A 17,452-nucleotide genomic window follows, 5' to 3' on the forward strand; every position below is an offset into this window, starting at 1 on the left:
CCGATCGTGAGCGATGACGTTGTGACAAGCGGTCGGAAGCGAGTGCTCGCGTTTCGCCTTCTGCGAGGGGTAAGGCGTTTCCGCAGAGACGCGCGCGGCGTGGCGGCGCTCGAGTTCGGGTTGATTGCGCCGATCCTCATCCTGATGCTGATCGGGGCGGTGGAAATCACGCGGGCGGTGTCGATCGATCGGCGCCTTACCGTGGTCACCAACACGGTGGCGGACCTCGTCGCGCGCGAGGAGGAGCTGACGGCAGACGATGTCACGGCGATCTACGACATCGCAGAGCTCATGATGAGCCCTTACGATGCGGGGCCGCTTAAGATCTCGCTCATTCCGGTGCGCTCGAGCATGGATAACGCCAGCATCACGCGCGTCTATCCTGCGGCCCAGCACCGGCCCGCCTTTAATGGCGGGGCGCTGCCCGCCCGGTGCCAGTCCTACCCCCTCGCGGCCGGGTTTCTGAAGGAGGGCACCAGCCTGATCGTGGTCGAAGGTAGCTACCAGTTCACGCCGCTGTTCGGGAGCTTCATCATGAGCGGCGTCGAGTGGAAAGACACGGCCTATGCCAGCCCGCGCAAGGGATGCGTCGAGTTCTACGACAAGGCGCAAAGTCCGAGCCAGCGCGAGAAGGTCTGTATGACCTCGACCTGCTTCAGCTCTTAAGCTCCAGGGATCTGCTCGGGGTGATGGGAAGCTAACTTGCCCGCACGCTTTCGTTTCTCGCGGCAGCGGCCGAGCGTTGCGACCGTCTGCGACATTCAGTATGCTGCCCACGAGGCGGGTCCCGTTTTTGGTCCCGTTCGCCCGCGATCAGGGAACGAAGTCGTCTTTTAACGGTTCCGTGGATCGAGGGGCGGTGCGTGCCAGTAGACTATGCGGCCGCAACGAGAAGGAAAGCTCAAGGGTCTTTAGCGTGCCGGGCCGCTGTGCGGCACGGCTCAGGTTGGTATTCGGCCGGCGTTAGCCGTTCGAACTATAGGCGCGAGAGAAACTCAATGGGCCGTCGATCTCTTCACTCCGCGGAAGAGCTGCGCGAGCTAATTATTAATGCTTCGACCAGTCTCATTCAGGAATCTGGTCTCGATGGGCTTTCCGCCCGCGAAATCGCTAGACGCATCAATTACTCCCCAGGCACCCTCTATAATTCCTTCGAGAACCTCGATGATCTGATCCTGACCATCGAGGGCAGGCTTCTCGACGATTTGCTGGCTGCGCTTGCGACCGTGCCCGAGAGCGATGATCCGCGCGAGCGGGTCCATCAGCTAGCGAACTGCTATCTGACCTTCGCGGCGCGCAAGCCCAAGCTCTGGAACCTGCTCTTCGAGCACCATGTGCCCGCCTCGCAGAACGTGCCGGACTCGTACCGGCAGAAGTTCGAGGCGCTCATGGGCATGATCGAGGACGCCTTGCTGCCGTTCTCGCAGGAGCTCGATCCAGAGGCCGTAAAGCGCTCGGCGCGCGTGTTGTGGGCCGGGGTCCACGGCATCGCGTCCCTTTCGGCGGCGGACAAGCTCTCCGTGATTACGGCCGACGATGCCAGCGTTCTCGTCGATGACCTGGTCGGCACCTACCTCAGCGGGCTCGAGCCGCGCACGCGGTCGGCCGAGGCCATTCCCCATCGGTGATTGCTTTACTGAGCTTACGGAGCGGGCAAGGCTGCCGCCAGTCCTCTTACCGGGATGGCGGGGCCTCAGGCTGAGGCTCGCTGTCCGGGAGGGTGCCGGTGGTGATGGCCTCGGCCGGCGGCTCGGTCTCGGCCACCAAGCTCGGCAGCTTCACGAGGCCGAACCAGCGCTCCTTCGGCAGCAGCTGCGCGTTGAGCTCGGCCCACATGTCACGCGAGGAGAGGCCGGTGAAGAACGGGGTCGGGGAGGGGGCTAGCCATACGGCGAGCGCGAGCGCAGCCGCCATGCCCGCGGTCGCATAGGGGTAGCGGCGGTCGACGATCTTGAGGGCCGTGCCGAATGAGTTCTTGAGGCGGCGGTCCGCGATGTCCACCGAGTAGACTTCGTCCAGGATCAGATGCACGACAAAGCCGACGAACATGAACGCGGCCGCGAGCCACGCGACGCCGGCGTGGCGGTCGAGCACGTTGCCGAAGACCACAGCCGTTGCCGCGGCGGCGAACAGGGCTGCGATCAACGAGTGCCATGTGCCTCGGTGGACGGAGGCGTTGTGGAATATGGCGTGCAGTCCGTACCGGATCAGGATTAGCGTTCCGAGCCAGAGAAGCCACAGTTCGGCGATCGAGTAGCGATCGGCGACTGAGAACAGCACCGCGAACGAAAAGAAGATCGCGAGGCCTGCGAACATGGCTCGGCTCGGCCGGCTTTCGCGGAGATCGATGTCGGGGAGCACGGAGCCCAGAACGCCGGCAAGCGTCACCGGGATCAGGTTCTCCGGCGCTATGACGTCCGCTGCCAGCGTCAGCGTCGCGAGCGATCCCGAGACGAGGGTCCCCGCAGCAATGTGGGTCGTGAAATTGGCCATGGCGTCGCTCTCCCTGGAAGGGGCCATGCGCCGCCCTCGTGCATCCCGCGACGCCCGCTGGGCTCTTGGGACCAGATTCGCTTGCTGCGCGGGAGGCTCAGGCGCGCAATCGGTGTGGATAACGGGGCGAGCCCGTGTCGCAAAAATGGGCCGGCACGCGAGAGTGGCGCCCCGTGACGATCTCTGGCAGAAGGCCGTGGCACTCACACTCTCCCACCGGACGTCTCCGAAAAAGGGTCGCACGCGCATGTCAGCCCCGTCGGCAAATGATCGCTCCAACCGCACGCTGCAGCTCATCGGAGCCGGCAGCATTGCGGTCGCGCTTGCCGTCATGGGCCTCAAGTATATGGCTTACCTGGTGACGGGCAGCGTGGCGCTTTATTCCGATGCGCTCGAGAGCATCGTCAACCTCGTGACTGCGATCGCGGCCTTGATCGCCATCCGCGTCAGCTCCCAGCCGGCGGACAGGCAGCATCAGTTCGGCCACCACAAGGCCGAATATCTTTCCGCCGTGCTCGAGGGTGCGCTCATCATCGTTGCTGCCATCCTGATCATGCGTGAAGCCTACGATGCGCTCGTGCGGCCGCGGGCGATCGAGGATTTCGGGCTTGGCATGGCCGTCAGCCTTTTCGCCACGGCGCTCAATGGCGGCTGGTCGACGTTCCTGATCCGGCAGGGGCGTGCGCGGCGCTCTCCCGCGCTGGTGGCGGATGGCTGGCACCTGCTGACGGATGTGATGACCTCGGTCGGCGTCCTCGCAGGGCTCGTGCTCGTTGCGGTTACGGGGCTCTATGTGCTCGACCCGCTGCTTGCGCTCGCGGTGGCGGCTTACATTCTCTGGAGCGGTTCGAAGATCGTGGTCTCCTCGATGAGCGGGTTGCTCGACGAGGCGGCCGGCAGCGAGATCCAGACGCGAATTCGCGACGCGATCCGGCAAAGCGGCTACGGGGCGCTCGAGGCGCACGATGTGCGTACGCGACAGGCCGGGCGGGCCACGTTCATCGAGTTCCACCTGGTCGTGCCGGGCGACATGACGGTTAACGCCGCGCACGAGATCTGCGACCGGCTGGAAGCTGCCATCGAGGCTGCGATCGACGGCTCGGAGGTCGTCATCCACGTGGAGCCGGAGCATAAGGCCAAGGATCACGCCAGGGGGACCATCCCGCTGTAAGGCCGTGGCGGACGCGGGGCAGCCTGTTCCGTAGGGAACAGCGCGGGGGTGGCTCAAGTGCTCTGTTTCAGAGTGGTGCAGTGCGGCCGGAATGCTTTTCGAGATAGTCCGCCGACTGCAATATAGGCTAAGCTCGGGGTCACGCCGCTTTCGGGCCCTCAGGCCTACGCGAGTCCACTTCGCTATGCGGTCTCGCGGCCTTTGGTCCCCCATTGAAGGATGGCTGTCATGAAATCCGCCTCGGCCCTTGTACTCTGTCTCATGATGCTGATGCCGGTTTCGGGGCTCCAGGCCGCGTCGCAGCAGCCGATCGGATCGGCGCTCGTGGTGGTCAACCTCGTCACCGCAGCATTCAATCGCGATACGCGCACGCTCCAGAACGGCGACCGCGTGCACCAGGATGAGGAGATCGAAGTCGGTCTCGATGCATCGAGCGAGCTCAAGCTCGACGACGATACAAAACTGGCGCTCGGTCCCGGCGCACGACTGATGCTCGACAAGTTCGTCTACGATCCGGCCAAGACCAAGGGCTCGATCGTGCTCGATCTGGTGAAGGGCTCGTTCCGCTTCATCACCGGCGTGGCGGAGAAGCCTACCTATGTAATCAAGACGCCGTCGGCCGCGATCACCGTGCGCGGCACGATTTTCGACGTCTATGTCGAGGATAACGGCGAGTCGTGGCTGCTGTTGCTTGAAGGCGCCATCCAAGTCTGCAACGCGCGCGGTCAGTGCCGCGACCTTACGGAGCCGGGCAAGCTCATCCGCATTTCCGAGGACGGCGATGTAGGGCCGCCCAGCCGGTGGGCGTCGCTTTCCGACAAGGACGGCGTGCCGTTCGACAATGCCTTCCCGTTCGTGACCCAGCCGCCGAGCATTGATCCGACACCGACACTGACGCGCGATGTCATCATTCTCGGCGCGCTACCGAAGACCGATCCACCGAAGGCCGATCCGCCGACGAAGAGGCGGACCGAGACCACCAAGCCCACGAAGAAACGGGCCGAACGGACTCCGACCAAGACCCAAGAGAAGACGAAGCCGAAGAAGAAGACGCGCACCGCCAAGAAGCGGGATTCCGGCGATGGCAACATCGTGAGTGGCATGGACATCGTGATCGGCATCGGCGGCGGGATCGGGCGCGGCATCGGCGGCGGCAAGCATCGCGGCGGAAACAAGCATCCGTCCGGCGGTAGAGGAGGTAGTCTGACCGACGGCGGGCGCTGAGCCGACGGCGGCGGCCCGGGCCGCTATGGCCGCTTGAGGCCTGTTTCGTAATAGGTGAAGAGGCCGTCGAGCGGCAGCGTCGTCAGTGCGCGTGCGGCTTCGCGGCAGGCAAGGATGTTTGCGGCCGCGGCAGCCAAGTCGCCCGTGTCCAGGGCCTTACGTAGGGCGGCATAGTGCTCCGCGAGGCGTGCGAAGGCTGGCGAAGTTGCCGTCGCCTCGTCGCCGATGAGTGCGAATAACCGTTCGGTGCGCTCCTTGCCGCGCAGCCGCGCCGCAGTGTCAATCTCAAGCAAGGCAAAGTCCTTTGCTTCGCGGGCCGTGTGCTCGCCGATGATAATAGGTGCGCCGTAGAGCTTCGTCGTGTCCTCGATGCGGGAGGCCACATTCACGGTGTCGCCGAGCACCGAATAGTCGAAGCGCTGGGGTGAGCCGACGTTGCCGACGCAGCACGGCCCCGTGTTGAGGCCGATGCCGATGCGGATCGGGCGATGCGGCACGCCCGCGGCGGCGTTCTCTGCCGCGTGCTCGCGGTTCAGGCGATCCATTACGGCCTGCATGGCGAGCGCTGCTCGGCAGGCCTGCGCGGCATGGGCGGCATCCGGCACGGGGGCGTTCCAGAACGCCATGACGGCGTCGCCCATGAACTTGTCGATGGTGCCGCGGTGCTCGAGGATGGTGTCGGACAGCGGCGTGAAGAGGCGGTTGACGAAGCGGATCAGCGTTTCCGCGTCCATGCCTTCGGAGAGTGCGGAGAAGCCGCGCACGTCGGCGAACAGCAGCGTCACGTCGCGCGTCTCGCCGCCGAGCTTCAGCCGCGACGGGTCGGCGGCCAGCTCCTCGACGAGCGGTGCGGCCAAGTAATGGCCGAAGGCGCGCTTGACGCGCGCGCGGTCGGTTTCGGTTCGCACGAACGAGACGAGCGAGCCCGTGAGATAGACCGCGAGCAGGGCGAGCGACGGGTAGACGGGGTCGAACAGAAGGCCGGCTCGGGAAAAGGCGAGCCACGAGCCCGCTCCGACAAGCGCGACCGCGGCGATGCCGATGCCGGCTGCTGCGAGCGCGCCCGAACGCCGGATCAAGCCGGCGACGAGAGCACCCACGGCGAGCAAGAACAGGATCTCGGCGCCGGTCGCGAACGCGGGACGAACGAGGTGCTCGCCGGAGAGCATCTGCTCGACGGCCTGGGCGTGGATCTCGACGCCCGGCACCGAGGCGGCGAGCGGGGTTGCGCGCAAGTCGAGAAGCCCGGTGGCGCTGGCGCCGATCAGGATGTGGCGGCCTGCGATGTCCTCAGGTTTGAAGGTGTCGTCTAGGATCGTGTGCGCGGGGACATAGCGGCGCTGATCGGGCGGCGCGAAGTTGAGCCAGAGCTGACCGTCGCTCGCCGTCGGCAGCACCGTGCTGCCGACGCGAACCGTTTCGACGCCGGTCTGCTGGCCGAAGCTCAAAACACCGCTGCCACCCGACGAGCGCACGAAGGCCGTGGTCTCGCCGGCGCCCGTGCGCAGGGCTTCGAGTGAGAGCGTCGGGCTCAGCACGCCGTTGATCGATACGAGCAGGGGAACCTGGCGCACGATCTGGTCGGCGGCAGGGAGCCAGTTCACGGCGCCGATGCCGGCGGCCGGCTTCGCGAGCTCGGGCAGCGGCTCGATGACGCCGGCGAAGCGCGGCACAAAGTGCACGGGATCATCGCCGGCAATGGCGAAGCTCGCTTTGGGTGGCGCGGGACGACGCGCCGTCGAGTCATCGCCAGCCATGCCAAGCACGACCGGCGCACGTTCCAGAGCGCGGGCGAGGAGCGCGTCGTTCGAGGGGAGCGCGGCCAGCTCGGCGACGATGGGGGCAAGCTCGCTTCTGGCCTCGGCCTGCCGTGCCAGCGCCGCGGGCGACAGCCGGTCCGGCTCGGCGAGGATGAGGTCGATGGCGATCGTCTTGGCGCCGGCGTCTGCCAGGCGCTCGATGATGCGGGCCAGCTCGGACCGTGGCCAGGGCCATTGGCCGAGTTTTGCCAGCGAGGCTTCGTCGATGTCGACGATGCGGACCGGGAAGTTTGGGTCGGCCGCGCGCGGTTTGAGGGTGAGGTAGGTGTCGAATACGGACAGGCGCAGGCGCGCGACCGGGCTCGGATCGAAGATGCGTAGTGCCACCCCGAGCGCCAGCACCGCGGCCGTCAGGATGATGAGCAGGGGTGGGTGGCGCAGCGTCATTGCGAGCCCGCGCGCGTTCGTCCGGGGCGTGATGCCGGAAGGGTGCTCACTGCGTTCTACTCCGAGGGCGAGCTGACAATGAGCGGCATTCAACCCCGGATGTGGTCCGCGCGCACGTCAAATCACGACGGTTGCTTTCTGACCCATGGCGGCCTGCACCGCTTTCAATGGCGTCGCCGCCCGCCAGACGTTCTCGATGCGGAATTGCTCGTGGCCACCCCCAAAGATCGAGACCTTAGCCTCGATATCGCTGGTGCCGAGGCCGAGGAAGCCGAGCGCTAGGATCTTGTGCGCGATCAGGTCGTCACTGTAGCGAGTGAGGCGGATGTGCAGCGCCGACCAGCTCTCCGGCGCCCGGCCGAGGGCGCTGCCAAAGAGCTGCACGCGCTCGACCTGCGTGCCGCGCACGCGCCAGTAGCTCAGCCGGTCGACGGTGAAGACGATGACGAACCAGACCACGAACAGCACCGTGGAAAGGAGTAGGTAGAACGCCAGGTTCATGTGCAAGAGCAGCGACGGCGCGGTGGTCCAAAGGCCCGGCGTGTTCATCACCACATAGAAGCCGGTAGCTGCGCCGCCGAGAAGCAGCAGGAGGAGAAGGGCGTTGATGCCACGGGCGCGAACCGAGGTAGCGACGATGACGAGCAGCAAGAGCAGCGTGAAGGAGAGGCCGACCCACGGGCTCGTGTGAATGAAGATCGGCTTGGCGCTTTCGCTGAGCGTGATGCGCTCACCCTGAAAATAGGTGAGCGCGGCGCAGACATAGCCGTAGGCCCAGATGACCCACCAATAGAGGATGGGCGAATGCGCGTAGATGCGGATTTCGGCGGCGCTTTGTGTTGCGGCTGCGGACCCGGCCGTCTGATCGATCGAAACCATTGCGGCGTGCTCCCCTGTGGCGAGGGCCTGCGTTCACGCTGCGCTGGTTCCCCTCGTATCGAGGAGGCTTATAGGAGGGGGATTTCAGAGTATTGACGGCTGGGAGTCCCCCGACCACCTCACCCCCACCGCGCTAAGGCGGACAGGGGAACGCGCAATATGCGTAGGTCCCTCGAGGACAGACTGTCGCACCCCGTGCTGTGTGCTGTCAACGCGTCGAGAGCGGGCAAAAGTCGTTCGCGGATGAAGGGGACGTCAGGGATTGGTCGAGACGGTGGCCCAGAGGTCGTAGTCGTCGGCCGTGTGCACGTGGGCCTTCACGATGTCGCCCGGGCGCAGTGTTTCGCCGCCGTCCAGGAACACGCTGCCGTCGATCTCGGGGGCATCCCACTTCGAGCGACCGATGGCGCCGTCGTCGTCGACCTCGTCGATGATGACTTCGATCTCGGTGCCGACGCGGGACGCGAGGATCTCGCCCGAGACCTCCTGCTGGGCGGCCATGAAGCGGTGCCAGCGTTCCTCCTTAACCTCCTCGGGGACGGCTCCCGGAATATCGTTGGCGCGGGCGCCGTCGACGGCTTCGTATTTGAAGCAGCCAACGCGGTTCAGCTTTGCTTCGCGCAGCCAGTCGAGCAGGAAGTTGAAATCCTCTTCCGTTTCGCCGGGGAAGCCGACGATGAACGTCGAGCGGACGGCAAGATCGGGGCAGACTTTGCGCCAACCGGCGATGCGCTCGGCGGTCTTCTCCTGATGCGCGGGGCGGCGCATGGATTTCAAGACGGCGGGTGAGGCGTGCTGGAACGGGATGTCGAGGTAAGGAAGGATCTTGCCCTCGGCCATCAGCGGGATCACGTCGTCCACGTGCGGATAGGGATAGACGTAATGCAGGCGCGTCCAGGCGCTGAGCTCGCCGAGGGCGTTGGCGAGATCGAGGAACTTGGCCTTGAGCGGAGCGCCTTTCCAAGTGCTTTCGGCGTATTTGAGGTCGAGGCCGTAGGCGCTGGTATCCTGGCTGATGACGAGCAGCTCTTTCACGCCGGCTTTCACGAGGCGTTCTGCTTCGGCCATGATGTGGTTTGCGGGGCGGCTTGCAAGATCGCCGCGGATGTTCGGAATGATGCAGAACGTACAGCGGTTGTTGCAGCCTTCGGAAATCTTCAGATACGCGTAGTGACGCGGCGTGAGGCGCAGGCCCTCGGGCGGCACGAGATCGAGGTAGGGATCGTGCAGCGGCGGCACGGCCTCGTGCACGGCGGTGACGACCTGCTCGTATTGGTGTGGGCCGGTGACCGCGAGCACGCCCGGGTGCACCTCGCGGATGCGGCCTTCCTCGACGCCCATGCAACCCGTGACGATGACGCGGCCGTTCTCCGACAGCGCTTCGCCGATGGCGTCGAGGCTTTCCTGCTTGGCGCTATCGAGGAATCCGCACGTGTTGACCACGACAACGTCGGCACCGGCGTAATCGGGCGCCACCTGATAGCCCTCGGCGCGCAACTTGGTGATAATGCGCTCGCTGTCGACCAGCGCCTTCGGGCAGCCAAGCGACACGAAGCCGACCTTGGGGGCCGGTTTCGGCGCGCGCGTGGGCGCAGACGAGGAGGTGCTTGCCGTTTCTTTGGCGGTCATGTTCAGCCTTGAGCGTGGAAAAAGCGGCTTCTAGCACAGGCGCGTGCGGCGTAAAGGGGCGCAACCGGTCGCGGACAGGGCCGAAGACGGGATGAGGCGTCGCATGATTTGACCCGGCTTTCAGAATTTTGCCCACAGAACGTCAATTTCGGAGCATATTAGTATGCAGCTGGGCGGCCAAAAGCGGAGACGAGCGAAAAGCGAAAAAAGAAGAACGATGGCGCGGCTTTCTAGGGCCGATTGCCAGCCGCGATATTAGGGCGGGTCGCGGCACTTCATCACAACGCGGGGTATGTGCAGTCTAGGCACGAGACGACACGTCTCGTGATGTGAGGGACCAATGGCACTTTACCTCGCCATAGCCAACCGCAAGGGTGGCGTCGGCAAATCAACCGTATCCGTCATGCTCGCACACGCTCTCAGCATCTGGGGCGGCAAGCGTGTTCTGCTCGTCGACATCGACTCGCAATGCAATGCTTCGATCATCCTGCTCGGCGGGCAGGGGTGGCGCGATGCCCGCGATGGGCGGCAGACGATCTCAGACTTCTTCGTCGATTGCTTCCAGACCCCACATACCTTCCTCGACAAGTACGTGGTTAAGGGCGCGGGCGACGTGACGGCCACTAACGGCCGAAAGCCGACGCTCGATCTTCTGCCCGGATCGCTGATGATCGACGAGGTGCAGGGCGATCTATTCCTCGATCTCGCCAACCGGGCGGGCGGCGAGAAGCTCGTCATCGATCTTTCGCATCGCTTCGGGATGCTGCTGCGCCGCTTCGAGAATGCCTACGACGTCGTCATCATGGATTGTGCGCCGGGGTTGTCGTTCGTCACGCATGCGGCCATCGCCGTTGCAGATCGGGTGATCGTGCCGTTCCGTCCCGACTACGTGTCGATGATGGCCATCGACCGCATTTCTCTGATCGCGGAGCGCGTGACCAATCTGGACGAGCTGTCGGCCGTGCCGCTGTCGCGGCGGCGCTATGTATGCCTGCCGAATTTCGTGCGCGGGCGCGGTGCGGAGCGGCTGCTTGTCGAAGAGGTGGGGCTGACGCATCCGCTCACCGGCGTGCAGCTCGCGCATCGCGACGGTATTGCGAATGCCTTCGAATGGAGCCCCAACGCGCGAACGATCGAGGCCAAGTACGGCGACGGGATGCATGACCTGCGCCGGCTGTACGAGGAGTTCTCGGGCTTGGTTCTGAATGGGGGAGCGCATGCGAGGGAGTATGCTCATGACAGGCAACAAGCGCTCAGCGCATAAGGAGCTGCGCGCACTTGTCGTGCGGGCTGTGCAGCAGGAGGCCGGCCTGCCCGAAGGGGCCGCGCGCCGTATCGCCAACCGTATCCTGCGCCAATCCGAGCGGATCGCGGAGATCGCGTCGGGTCTTCGCGATCAGGCGACGGCGGTGCATGCAGCCGCTGCTGCCGAGAGCCCATCTGCGGTGGTTCAGACCCCGACGGTCGAGCTTGCAGAGTTCGATCCCTATGCCATTGGCGCAGTCGTCACTCTGCATCGGCACGGCGCGAGCGGCCTCATGGACCGGCTTTCCGAAATCCGGCGGGTCGAGGATCTGGCGCGGCTCGCCGCTGCGCAGAACCTCGCCGTGAGGCCCGGATGGGCCACGGCAGACGAGCTGCGCGTGGCCATCGTGCGCTCGGCGGAGCAACGGCTCGCGGAGCGGCGCGCAGCGGCCAGCTGAGCCGGCTTTCGATCAGAGGTTTGCCGGGGCGAGGACGCCGAGCTTGGCGGCCAGCTCGACCGCCGGCAAGACGTGGCCGAAGCCCTCCGTGCCCATGGCGAACTTATCCGCGTCCTTGAGGCTGCCGACCACAAGCGGATCGAAGCCGGCAGATGACACCAGCGTCTTTGCGATCTCGAGCGCTTCCGCGTCGTCGCCTGCAATGGGCACCGCCATGCGCGGCGCCGGGCGGTTGGCGTTGCTCGTGAACAGGCGGTGGTTTGCGGCGTTGAAGGCGCGCACGATGCGGACGCCTGGGAAGTATTTCGCGGTGGTGACACCGACGCCGTTCTCCTGCGTCTCCGCAAAGAGCGAGCTGCGGTTGGCGTTGCCGGCGTCGAGCACGACCTTGCCTTTGAGCTTCTCCGCGTAGTCGGCCCCGACCTGCGGGTAGGCCTCATAGGGAACCGCGAGCAGGATCGCATCGCCGAACGCGATCGCCTCGTCGACCGTGCCGGCACGTGCCTTGGCTCCGAGGCCGTCCACCAGGCCTTTCAGATTGTCCGGGTTGCGGGACGAGAACAGCACCTCGTGGCCGGCTTTGACCCACAGCGTACCGACGGCGGCGCCGAGATTGCCGGCGCCGATGGTGGCGATCTTCAAGGGCGCGGAAGCAGTTTGCGCCATTACGGAGGTGGTGCGGACGAGGGCGGAGGTGGCGAGGCCGGTTGCCGCTGTGAGCTGAAGGACGCGACGGCGCGAATAGAGGGCGCTCTGCACTGTCATGATCATCTCCGTATCTGGTGAGCGTTCGTGGGATGGCGGACGGAGCGCGGCCATAAGGCTTTGACGCTGCTTGAGATCCGCCGCTTGGAGGCGCATTCGCCGGGGTAAATTCGACGGTTTCGAGACCATGCGGCTTTGAGCTGCGCGCATGGCGCAGATCACGGCGTCAAGGATGCCTTAACCGGTGCGAGAAAATCGCAAGGCGGACCATGATCGGTTGGAGCATATGGGGTCAGTTTTGATCGCCGCTGAAACGCTGGCGCGATGAGGCCGCCACATGACCGATTTCTGCATTCAAATTCATCCCGACCTTTCACCCGATCTCGATCTGGCGCAGGTGCGGTCCGCTTGCGAAAGCCTTGCGAGCGATCGCGATCTCATCAAGCGGTTCGCGTTTCTGGATCGACCCGCCGAGGGGGAAGAGCCGCATCACATCAACCTCATTTTCGATACGGATCGGCCGGCCCATCTCTGGAGGTTGCTCCAGGACCGCCTCTACGAGTGTGATCGGGTGGGGCGTCCGATGCAGGTGTCGTCCATGGCGATGTGCGAAGGCGAGCACGGATGGCGCGACTATCTGCTGCTCTATCACTACGACCCGCGCGAAAGCCTCAATCGGCTCGACCATCAGACGGGGCACTGAGGGCATCAAAAAAAGGGGGGTGTGCAGACGTTCTCCGCTTGGGAGAGGGTTTTCTGCAGTCTACGAGCGGACCTTGACATAGCAGCCCGGCGCGTCCTCGATGACACCCAGCGTTTCGCCAGGCTCGCGCGGAATGGTCCAGTCGCCCGATTGCTTCGCAAGCCATTCGGCCCAATAGGGCCACCAGGAGCCCGGGTGCTCCTTGGCCATGCTCAGCCAATCCTCGATCGTGTCGGCGGCGGCCCTGCTGGCGGTCCAGAACTGATACTTCATTTTGTCGGGCGGGTTTACGACGCCGGCGATGTGACCGGAGCCGGCGAGCACGAATTCCACCTGGCTGCCGAGCAGCTTCGAGCCGATGAACACCGACCGCGCCGGGGCGATGTGATCCTCCTTGGTGGCGACCTCGAACACCGGCAGCTTGACCTTCTTCAGATCGAGCTTGATGCCGGCGAGGGTCATCCCGCCTTTGGCCAACTTGTTCTCGTTATAGAACTCCTTCAGATAGAAGGCGTGGTTGACGGCCGGCATCCGCGTCGAGTCCTGGTTCCAGAACAGGAGGTCGAATGGGAACGGCTTCTTGCCCAGCATGTAGTTGTTGACGATGTAGGGCCAGATCAGGTCGCGCGGGCGCATCATGTTGAAGACGTTCGCCATGCGCGAGCCGTCGAGATAGCCGCGCTCGGCCATCATTTCCTCGAGCGAGGCAAGCTGGGCGTCGTTGGTAAACAGCAAGAGATCGCCCGCTTTCGAGAAGTCGAGCTGTGTGGTGAGCAGGGTGGCGGAGCGGAATGGCTCGTCGCCGCGGGCTGCCAGATAGGCCAGCGTCGCACCGACCAGCGTGCCGCCCACGCAGTATCCGACGATGTTGCACCGCTCGACGCCGGTCTCGCGGCTGACCGCGTCCGCGGCCGTCAGCACGCCTTCGAGCATGTAATCCTCGAAGCTCTTGTGCGCGAGACGCTCGTCCGGGTTGACCCAGGAGACAACGAACACCGTGAAGCCCTGGTCGACGGCGAACTTGAGGAAGCTCTTCGGCGGCGTGAGATCGAGGATGTAGTACTTATTGATCCAGGGCGGCACGACCAGTACCGGCACCTCGCGGACCTTGTCCGTCGTGGGCGCATACTGGATGAGCTGGAAGATCTCGTTCTCGAAGACGATCTTGCCCGGCGTCGTCGCGAGGTTGTGGCCGACCTCGAACGCCTCCGTGTCGGTCTGGCTGATCTTCAGCAGGTCGCCGGACTTCTCCATATCGCGTGCGAGGTGCGCCATGCCTTGCACGAGGTTGCGGGCGTTGGTAGCGAAGGTCTCGCGCACGACCTCCGGATTGGTCATCGGGAAGTTGGACGGTGAGAGCGCGCTCGAGACCTGGCGCAGATAGAACTCGGCCTTCTGCCGCGTCGGATCGTCAAGGCCATCGGTCTGCTTAAGCATGTCCTCGGCCCAGTGTGTGGTCAGAAGATACGCCTGCTTCCAGAAGTCGAAATAGGGGTTCGTCGACCACTCCGGATCCTTGAAGCGGTTGTCGGACGGCTCGGGCTCGGCGACCGGGTCGACCTGCTCACCCAGCATGCGGCGGATCGACGTGTTCCAGAGGTCGATATAGGAGCTGAGCAGCGTGCCCTGAGCCTCGGCGAGCTTGGTCGGATGGGTGAGCCAAAGGCGCGCGATATCGCCGAGCGTACCGACAGCCTGCGTCATCTCGCTGGCGGCAGAATAGGGGCTGATCCTCGCGTCCGGGCGCTCGAGCAGCTCCGACAGGGCGCGCCCGCCTTCCTCAAGAAAACGGAGCAAGTTCTGTGCGAACTCCTCCGGGTTCTCGATGCGGTACGGTGCAGCCTTGGGGGGTGGGCTGTGCTCGTTCATGGGAACCAAGGATAGGGCGTCTCTATGACAACGCCTAGTAGGATGAAAGGAGGAGTGCGACTGGGGATACGATGTGCACAAGTATCGATTACGTGTCGGTGCAGCCTCTGGACGCTGGGGGGCACCATGGCGTACATAATAACGCCAATTATACCGGTTTCATTGCCGAATTCCTGATGGCGGCGCGAAAGGCGACGCCACGAAAAGTCGGCCTCGCGGGCTCGGACTAACGCTCCACCGCACTGCAGCAAGAGACGATCGTGATCGACGATTTCCACCGAATTAAGCGCCTGCCGCCCTACGTATTCGCCGAGGTCAACCGGCTTAAGGCGACGGCGCGCGCCGACGGCGCGGACATCATCGATCTCGGCATGGGCAATCCCGACATGCCGACGCCGCAGCACATCATCGACAAACTTGTCGAAACGGTGTCGAAGCCGCGTACGCATCGCTACTCGGCATCGAAGGGCATTCCCGGGCTCAGGCGTGCACAGTCTGCCTACTATGCGCGCCGCTTCGGCGTGAAGCTCGATCCCGAGACGCAGGTGGTAGCAACGCTCGGCTCCAAGGAGGGCTTCGCCAACATGGCGCAGGCGATCACGGCGCCCGGCGACGTGATCCTGGTGCCGAACCCGACCTATCCCATCCACGAGTTCGGCTTCTTGATCTCGGGCGCCGCCATGCGCCATGTCAAAGCCGGCAACGGTGAGGACTTCCTGCGCGCCGTCGACCACGCGTGTCGCCATTCGATTCCGAAGCCGCTTGCGGTGGTGCTCTCCTATCCGTCGAACCCCACGGCGATGACGGCCAGCCTCGACTTCTACAAGGAGGCGGTGGCGCTGGCGAAGAAGCTCGACCTCATCATCCTGTCGGACCTCGCCTACGCGGAGATCTATTTCGACGACAATCCGCCGCCGTCGGTGCTCGAGGTGGCAGGTGCCATCGACATCACGGTGGAGTTCACCTCGCTCTCGAAGACCTACAACATGCCCGGCTGGCGCATGGGGTTCGCGGTCGGCAACGAGCGGCTCATCGGCGCGCTGGCGCGCGTCAAGAGCTACCTCGACTACGGCGCGTTCACGCCGATCCAGGTGGCTGCTGCGGCGGCGCTCAACGGGTCGCAGGATTGCGTCGAGGAGATCCGGCGCGTCTACAAGAGCCGGCGGGATTGCCTGGTCGAGAGCTTCGGCCGCGCGGGTTTCCCCGTTCCGGCGCCGCCGGCGACCATGTTCGCCTGGTGCCCGATTCCGGAACCGTTCCATGCCCTCGGCTCGGTTGAGTTCGCTAAGCTATTGATTGAAAAAGCAGATGTTGCTGTTTCTCCGGGGTTGGGTTTCGGCGAGCACGGTGAAGGCTACGTGCGCATCGCGCTGGTCGAGAACGAGCACCGCATCCGGCAGGCGGCCCGCTCGATCAAGAAGTTTCTCGCCCAAGGGACGGAAACCATGCATAACGTCATCCCCATCCCGCAAAAAGCCAGCCGATAAACCGCTTTAGAGCTTTCGTTCGTCCACATGTCAGAGCCTTTGACCCTCGGCGTCGCCGGACTTGGCACCGTCGGAATGGGTCTCATCCAACTTCTGGCGGCCCATGCGCCGCGCCTCGAAAAGATGCTCGGTCGCCCGGTCAAGGTGACCGGCGTGTCGGCGCGCAACCGCGACAAGGCGCGCGGCGCGGGCTTTGGCGACGCGCAGTGGTTCGACGATCCGGTGGCGTTGGCGCGGGATCCCTCCAACGAAGTTTTCGTCGAGCTGATCGGTGGCGAGGATGGGCCGGCGAAAGCTTCCGTCGAGGCGGCGCTGACCGCCAAGAAGCACGTCGTCACCGCCAACAAAGCGCTGCTCGCCAAGCACGGCGTGGCGCTTGCCAAGCTTGCCGAAGCGAACGGTGTCGCGCTCAACTTCGAGGCTGCCGTTGCGGGCGGCATCCCGATCATCAAGACGCTGCGCGAGGCGCTGGCTGCCAACGGCGTGCAGCGTGTCTATGGCATTCTGAACGGCACCTGCAACTTCATCCTCACCAAGATGACGGATGAGCATCGCAGCTTTGCCGATGCGCTGAAGGAGGCGCAGGAGCTCGGCTACGCAGAGGCCGATCCGACGTTCGACATCGGCGGGTTCGACGCGGCGCATAAGCTGTCGCTGCTGATCTGCCTCGCGTTCGGGACCATGATCGCGTTCGATCAGATCCATGTCGAAGGTATCCAGACGATCACCAAGGCCGACATCGAGGCCGCGACGGAGCTCGGCTACTGCATCAAGCTGCTCGGCGTTGCGACGGAGACGGAGAAGGGCATCGAGGCGCGTGTGACGCCTGTGCTGGTCGCCGAGGAGTCGGCGCTGGCCGAGGTCTCGGGGGTCACCAACTGCGTCGGCATCGAGGGCGATTTTGCCGGCAACCTGATGCTCGTCGGGCCGGGGGCCGGGGCGAGGCCGACGGCGTCGGCGGTGGCGAGCGACATTGTCGATATCGCGCGCGGTCTCGTGATGCCGCCGTTCATCCGCTCGACGAAGGTTCTTGAGCCGGCGCGGGGCCTCGATCTCAACACGCGGCTCGGCAATTATTATGTGCGGCTCTCGGTTTACGACCGGCCGGGCGCCATGGCTGCGATCACACGTCGCATGAGCGACGAGAACGTTTCGCTAGAGAGCATCGTTCAGAAAAGGCCGGGGCCCGTGCATCCCGGACAGGCCGCCGAACCGCCGCCCGGCGCAGCGGAGCCGGCGGTCAATGTTATACTCATCACGCACGATACAACCGAGGACGCGATGCGGAAGGCGCTCTGGGCCATCGAGGCCGACGGCCAGGTGGCGGAGCGGCCGCAGATGATCCGCATCGAGGATCTTTGACAGCGAGGGGAACGAGACCC

Annotated in this window: 15 protein-coding genes; 9 read left to right on the forward strand and 6 right to left on the reverse strand. The window is 64.6% G+C overall.

Annotated elements, in window-relative coordinates; translation table 11 throughout:
* Positions 1–6 precede the first annotated feature (6 nt).
* Together CS1GBM3_RS00500 and CS1GBM3_RS00505 are read left to right on the forward strand one after the other, a co-directional pair.
* On the forward strand, positions 7–666 hold the full coding sequence (locus tag CS1GBM3_RS00500) for a TadE/TadG family type IV pilus assembly protein (protein ID WP_171946397.1): 660 nt from the start codon (positions 7–9) through the stop codon (positions 664–666).
* A 332-nt stretch (positions 667–998) separates the two neighbouring features.
* Positions 999–1,628 (forward strand): TetR/AcrR family transcriptional regulator, encoded by a 630-nt coding sequence (locus CS1GBM3_RS00505; protein WP_072389935.1) that lies wholly within the window; start codon positions 999–1,001, stop codon positions 1,626–1,628.
* 46 nt (positions 1,629–1,674) lie between these two features.
* Here CS1GBM3_RS00505 and CS1GBM3_RS00510 read toward each other — a convergent pair whose 3' ends face one another.
* A complete protein-coding gene (locus CS1GBM3_RS00510; RefSeq protein ID WP_072389937.1) occupies positions 1,675–2,520 on the reverse strand; it encodes a metal-dependent hydrolase in 846 nt (281 codons plus the stop codon).
* A 220-nt stretch (positions 2,521–2,740) separates the two neighbouring features.
* Here CS1GBM3_RS00510 and CS1GBM3_RS00515 point away from each other — a divergent pair, with 220 nt between their 5' ends.
* Both CS1GBM3_RS00515 and CS1GBM3_RS00520 read left to right on the forward strand, forming a co-directional pair.
* On the forward strand, positions 2,741–3,664 hold the full coding sequence (locus tag CS1GBM3_RS00515) for a cation diffusion facilitator family transporter (RefSeq protein WP_072389940.1): 924 nt from the start codon (positions 2,741–2,743) through the stop codon (positions 3,662–3,664).
* A gap of 228 nt (positions 3,665–3,892) precedes the next feature.
* Entirely contained in the window at positions 3,893–4,888 is a 996-nt protein-coding gene (locus tag CS1GBM3_RS00520) for a FecR family protein (protein WP_171946398.1), read from the forward strand.
* Between the two features lie 23 nt (positions 4,889–4,911).
* Here the strand turns inward: CS1GBM3_RS00520 and CS1GBM3_RS00525 are convergent, their stop codons facing one another.
* The 3 genes from CS1GBM3_RS00525 to rimO all read right to left on the reverse strand — a co-directional run bounded on the left by CS1GBM3_RS00525 (position 4,912) and on the right by rimO (position 9,603).
* Positions 4,912–7,095, reverse strand: a complete 2,184-nt coding sequence (locus CS1GBM3_RS00525; RefSeq protein WP_072389947.1) for a CHASE2 domain-containing protein — start codon at positions 7,093–7,095, stop codon at positions 4,912–4,914.
* 117 nt (positions 7,096–7,212) lie between these two features.
* Positions 7,213–7,974: a hypothetical protein gene (locus CS1GBM3_RS00530; protein ID WP_072389950.1), complete on the reverse strand. Its 762-nt coding sequence runs from the start codon at positions 7,972–7,974 to the stop codon at positions 7,213–7,215.
* A gap of 255 nt (positions 7,975–8,229) precedes the next feature.
* The gene (gene rimO / locus CS1GBM3_RS00535) at positions 8,230–9,603 is read right to left on the reverse strand and encodes a 30S ribosomal protein S12 methylthiotransferase RimO (protein WP_072389954.1); all 1,374 of its coding nucleotides are present in this window, start codon (positions 9,601–9,603) and stop codon (positions 8,230–8,232) included.
* 340 nt (positions 9,604–9,943) lie between these two features.
* Between rimO and CS1GBM3_RS00540 the strand changes: the two genes are divergently transcribed.
* Both CS1GBM3_RS00540 and CS1GBM3_RS00545 read left to right on the forward strand, forming a co-directional pair.
* Positions 9,944–10,867: a ParA family protein gene (locus tag CS1GBM3_RS00540; protein ID WP_072389957.1), complete on the forward strand. Its 924-nt coding sequence runs from the start codon at positions 9,944–9,946 to the stop codon at positions 10,865–10,867.
* Positions 10,839–11,306: a hypothetical protein gene (locus CS1GBM3_RS00545; protein WP_139247708.1), complete on the forward strand. Its 468-nt coding sequence runs from the start codon at positions 10,839–10,841 to the stop codon at positions 11,304–11,306. The genes CS1GBM3_RS00540 and CS1GBM3_RS00545 overlap by 29 nt, the downstream gene beginning before the upstream one ends.
* A gap of 12 nt (positions 11,307–11,318) precedes the next feature.
* Here the strand turns inward: CS1GBM3_RS00545 and CS1GBM3_RS00550 are convergent, their stop codons facing one another.
* A complete protein-coding gene (locus CS1GBM3_RS00550) occupies positions 11,319–12,077 on the reverse strand; it encodes an NADPH-dependent F420 reductase (RefSeq protein WP_083567224.1) in 759 nt (252 codons plus the stop codon).
* A gap of 271 nt (positions 12,078–12,348) precedes the next feature.
* On the opposite strand from CS1GBM3_RS00550, the gene CS1GBM3_RS00555 reads away from it, so the two are divergent.
* Positions 12,349–12,714, forward strand: coding sequence for a hypothetical protein (locus CS1GBM3_RS00555; protein WP_072389962.1), 366 nt, complete (start codon positions 12,349–12,351; stop codon positions 12,712–12,714).
* A 60-nt stretch (positions 12,715–12,774) separates the two neighbouring features.
* Here the strand turns inward: CS1GBM3_RS00555 and phaC are convergent, their stop codons facing one another.
* The gene (phaC, locus tag CS1GBM3_RS00560; RefSeq protein WP_072389965.1) at positions 12,775–14,583 is read right to left on the reverse strand and encodes a PHA/PHB synthase family protein; all 1,809 of its coding nucleotides are present in this window, start codon (positions 14,581–14,583) and stop codon (positions 12,775–12,777) included.
* A gap of 260 nt (positions 14,584–14,843) precedes the next feature.
* Here phaC and CS1GBM3_RS00565 point away from each other — a divergent pair, with 260 nt between their 5' ends.
* Positions 14,844–16,070 (forward strand): LL-diaminopimelate aminotransferase, encoded by a 1,227-nt coding sequence (locus CS1GBM3_RS00565; RefSeq protein ID WP_139247709.1) that lies wholly within the window; start codon positions 14,844–14,846, stop codon positions 16,068–16,070.
* Between the two features lie 27 nt (positions 16,071–16,097).
* Positions 16,098–17,432, forward strand: coding sequence for a homoserine dehydrogenase (locus CS1GBM3_RS00570; RefSeq protein WP_072389968.1), 1,335 nt, complete (start codon positions 16,098–16,100; stop codon positions 17,430–17,432).
* Positions 17,433–17,452 lie beyond the last annotated feature (20 nt).

Origin of the sequence: Hyphomicrobium sp. CS1GBMeth3 (assembly GCF_900117455.1) — a bacterium.
Lineage (GTDB): Bacteria > Pseudomonadota > Alphaproteobacteria > Rhizobiales > Hyphomicrobiaceae > Hyphomicrobium_C.

Coding starts and splice junctions, on each gene's coding strand:
- CS1GBM3_RS00505 (WP_072389935.1), top strand. CDS start 999: ATGGGCCGTCGATCTCTTCACTCCGCGGAAGAGCTGCGCGAGCTAATT.
- CS1GBM3_RS00510 (WP_072389937.1), bottom strand. CDS start 2,520: ATGGCCCCTTCCAGGGAGAGCGACGCCATGGCCAATTTCACGACCCAC.
- CS1GBM3_RS00515 (WP_072389940.1), top strand. CDS start 2,741: ATGTCAGCCCCGTCGGCAAATGATCGCTCCAACCGCACGCTGCAGCTC.
- CS1GBM3_RS00520 (WP_171946398.1), top strand. CDS start 3,893: ATGAAATCCGCCTCGGCCCTTGTACTCTGTCTCATGATGCTGATGCCG.
- CS1GBM3_RS00525 (WP_072389947.1), bottom strand. CDS start 7,095: ATGACGCTGCGCCACCCACCCCTGCTCATCATCCTGACGGCCGCGGTG.
- CS1GBM3_RS00530 (WP_072389950.1), bottom strand. CDS start 7,974: ATGGTTTCGATCGATCAGACGGCCGGGTCCGCAGCCGCAACACAAAGC.
- rimO (WP_072389954.1), bottom strand. CDS start 9,603: ATGACCGCCAAAGAAACGGCAAGCACCTCCTCGTCTGCGCCCACGCGC.
- CS1GBM3_RS00540 (WP_072389957.1), top strand. CDS start 9,944: ATGGCACTTTACCTCGCCATAGCCAACCGCAAGGGTGGCGTCGGCAAA.
- CS1GBM3_RS00545 (WP_139247708.1), top strand. CDS start 10,839: ATGACAGGCAACAAGCGCTCAGCGCATAAGGAGCTGCGCGCACTTGTC.
- CS1GBM3_RS00550 (WP_083567224.1), bottom strand. CDS start 12,077: ATGATCATGACAGTGCAGAGCGCCCTCTATTCGCGCCGTCGCGTCCTT.
- CS1GBM3_RS00555 (WP_072389962.1), top strand. CDS start 12,349: ATGACCGATTTCTGCATTCAAATTCATCCCGACCTTTCACCCGATCTC.
- phaC (WP_072389965.1), bottom strand. CDS start 14,583: ATGAACGAGCACAGCCCACCCCCCAAGGCTGCACCGTACCGCATCGAG.
- CS1GBM3_RS00570 (WP_072389968.1), top strand. CDS start 16,098: ATGTCAGAGCCTTTGACCCTCGGCGTCGCCGGACTTGGCACCGTCGGA.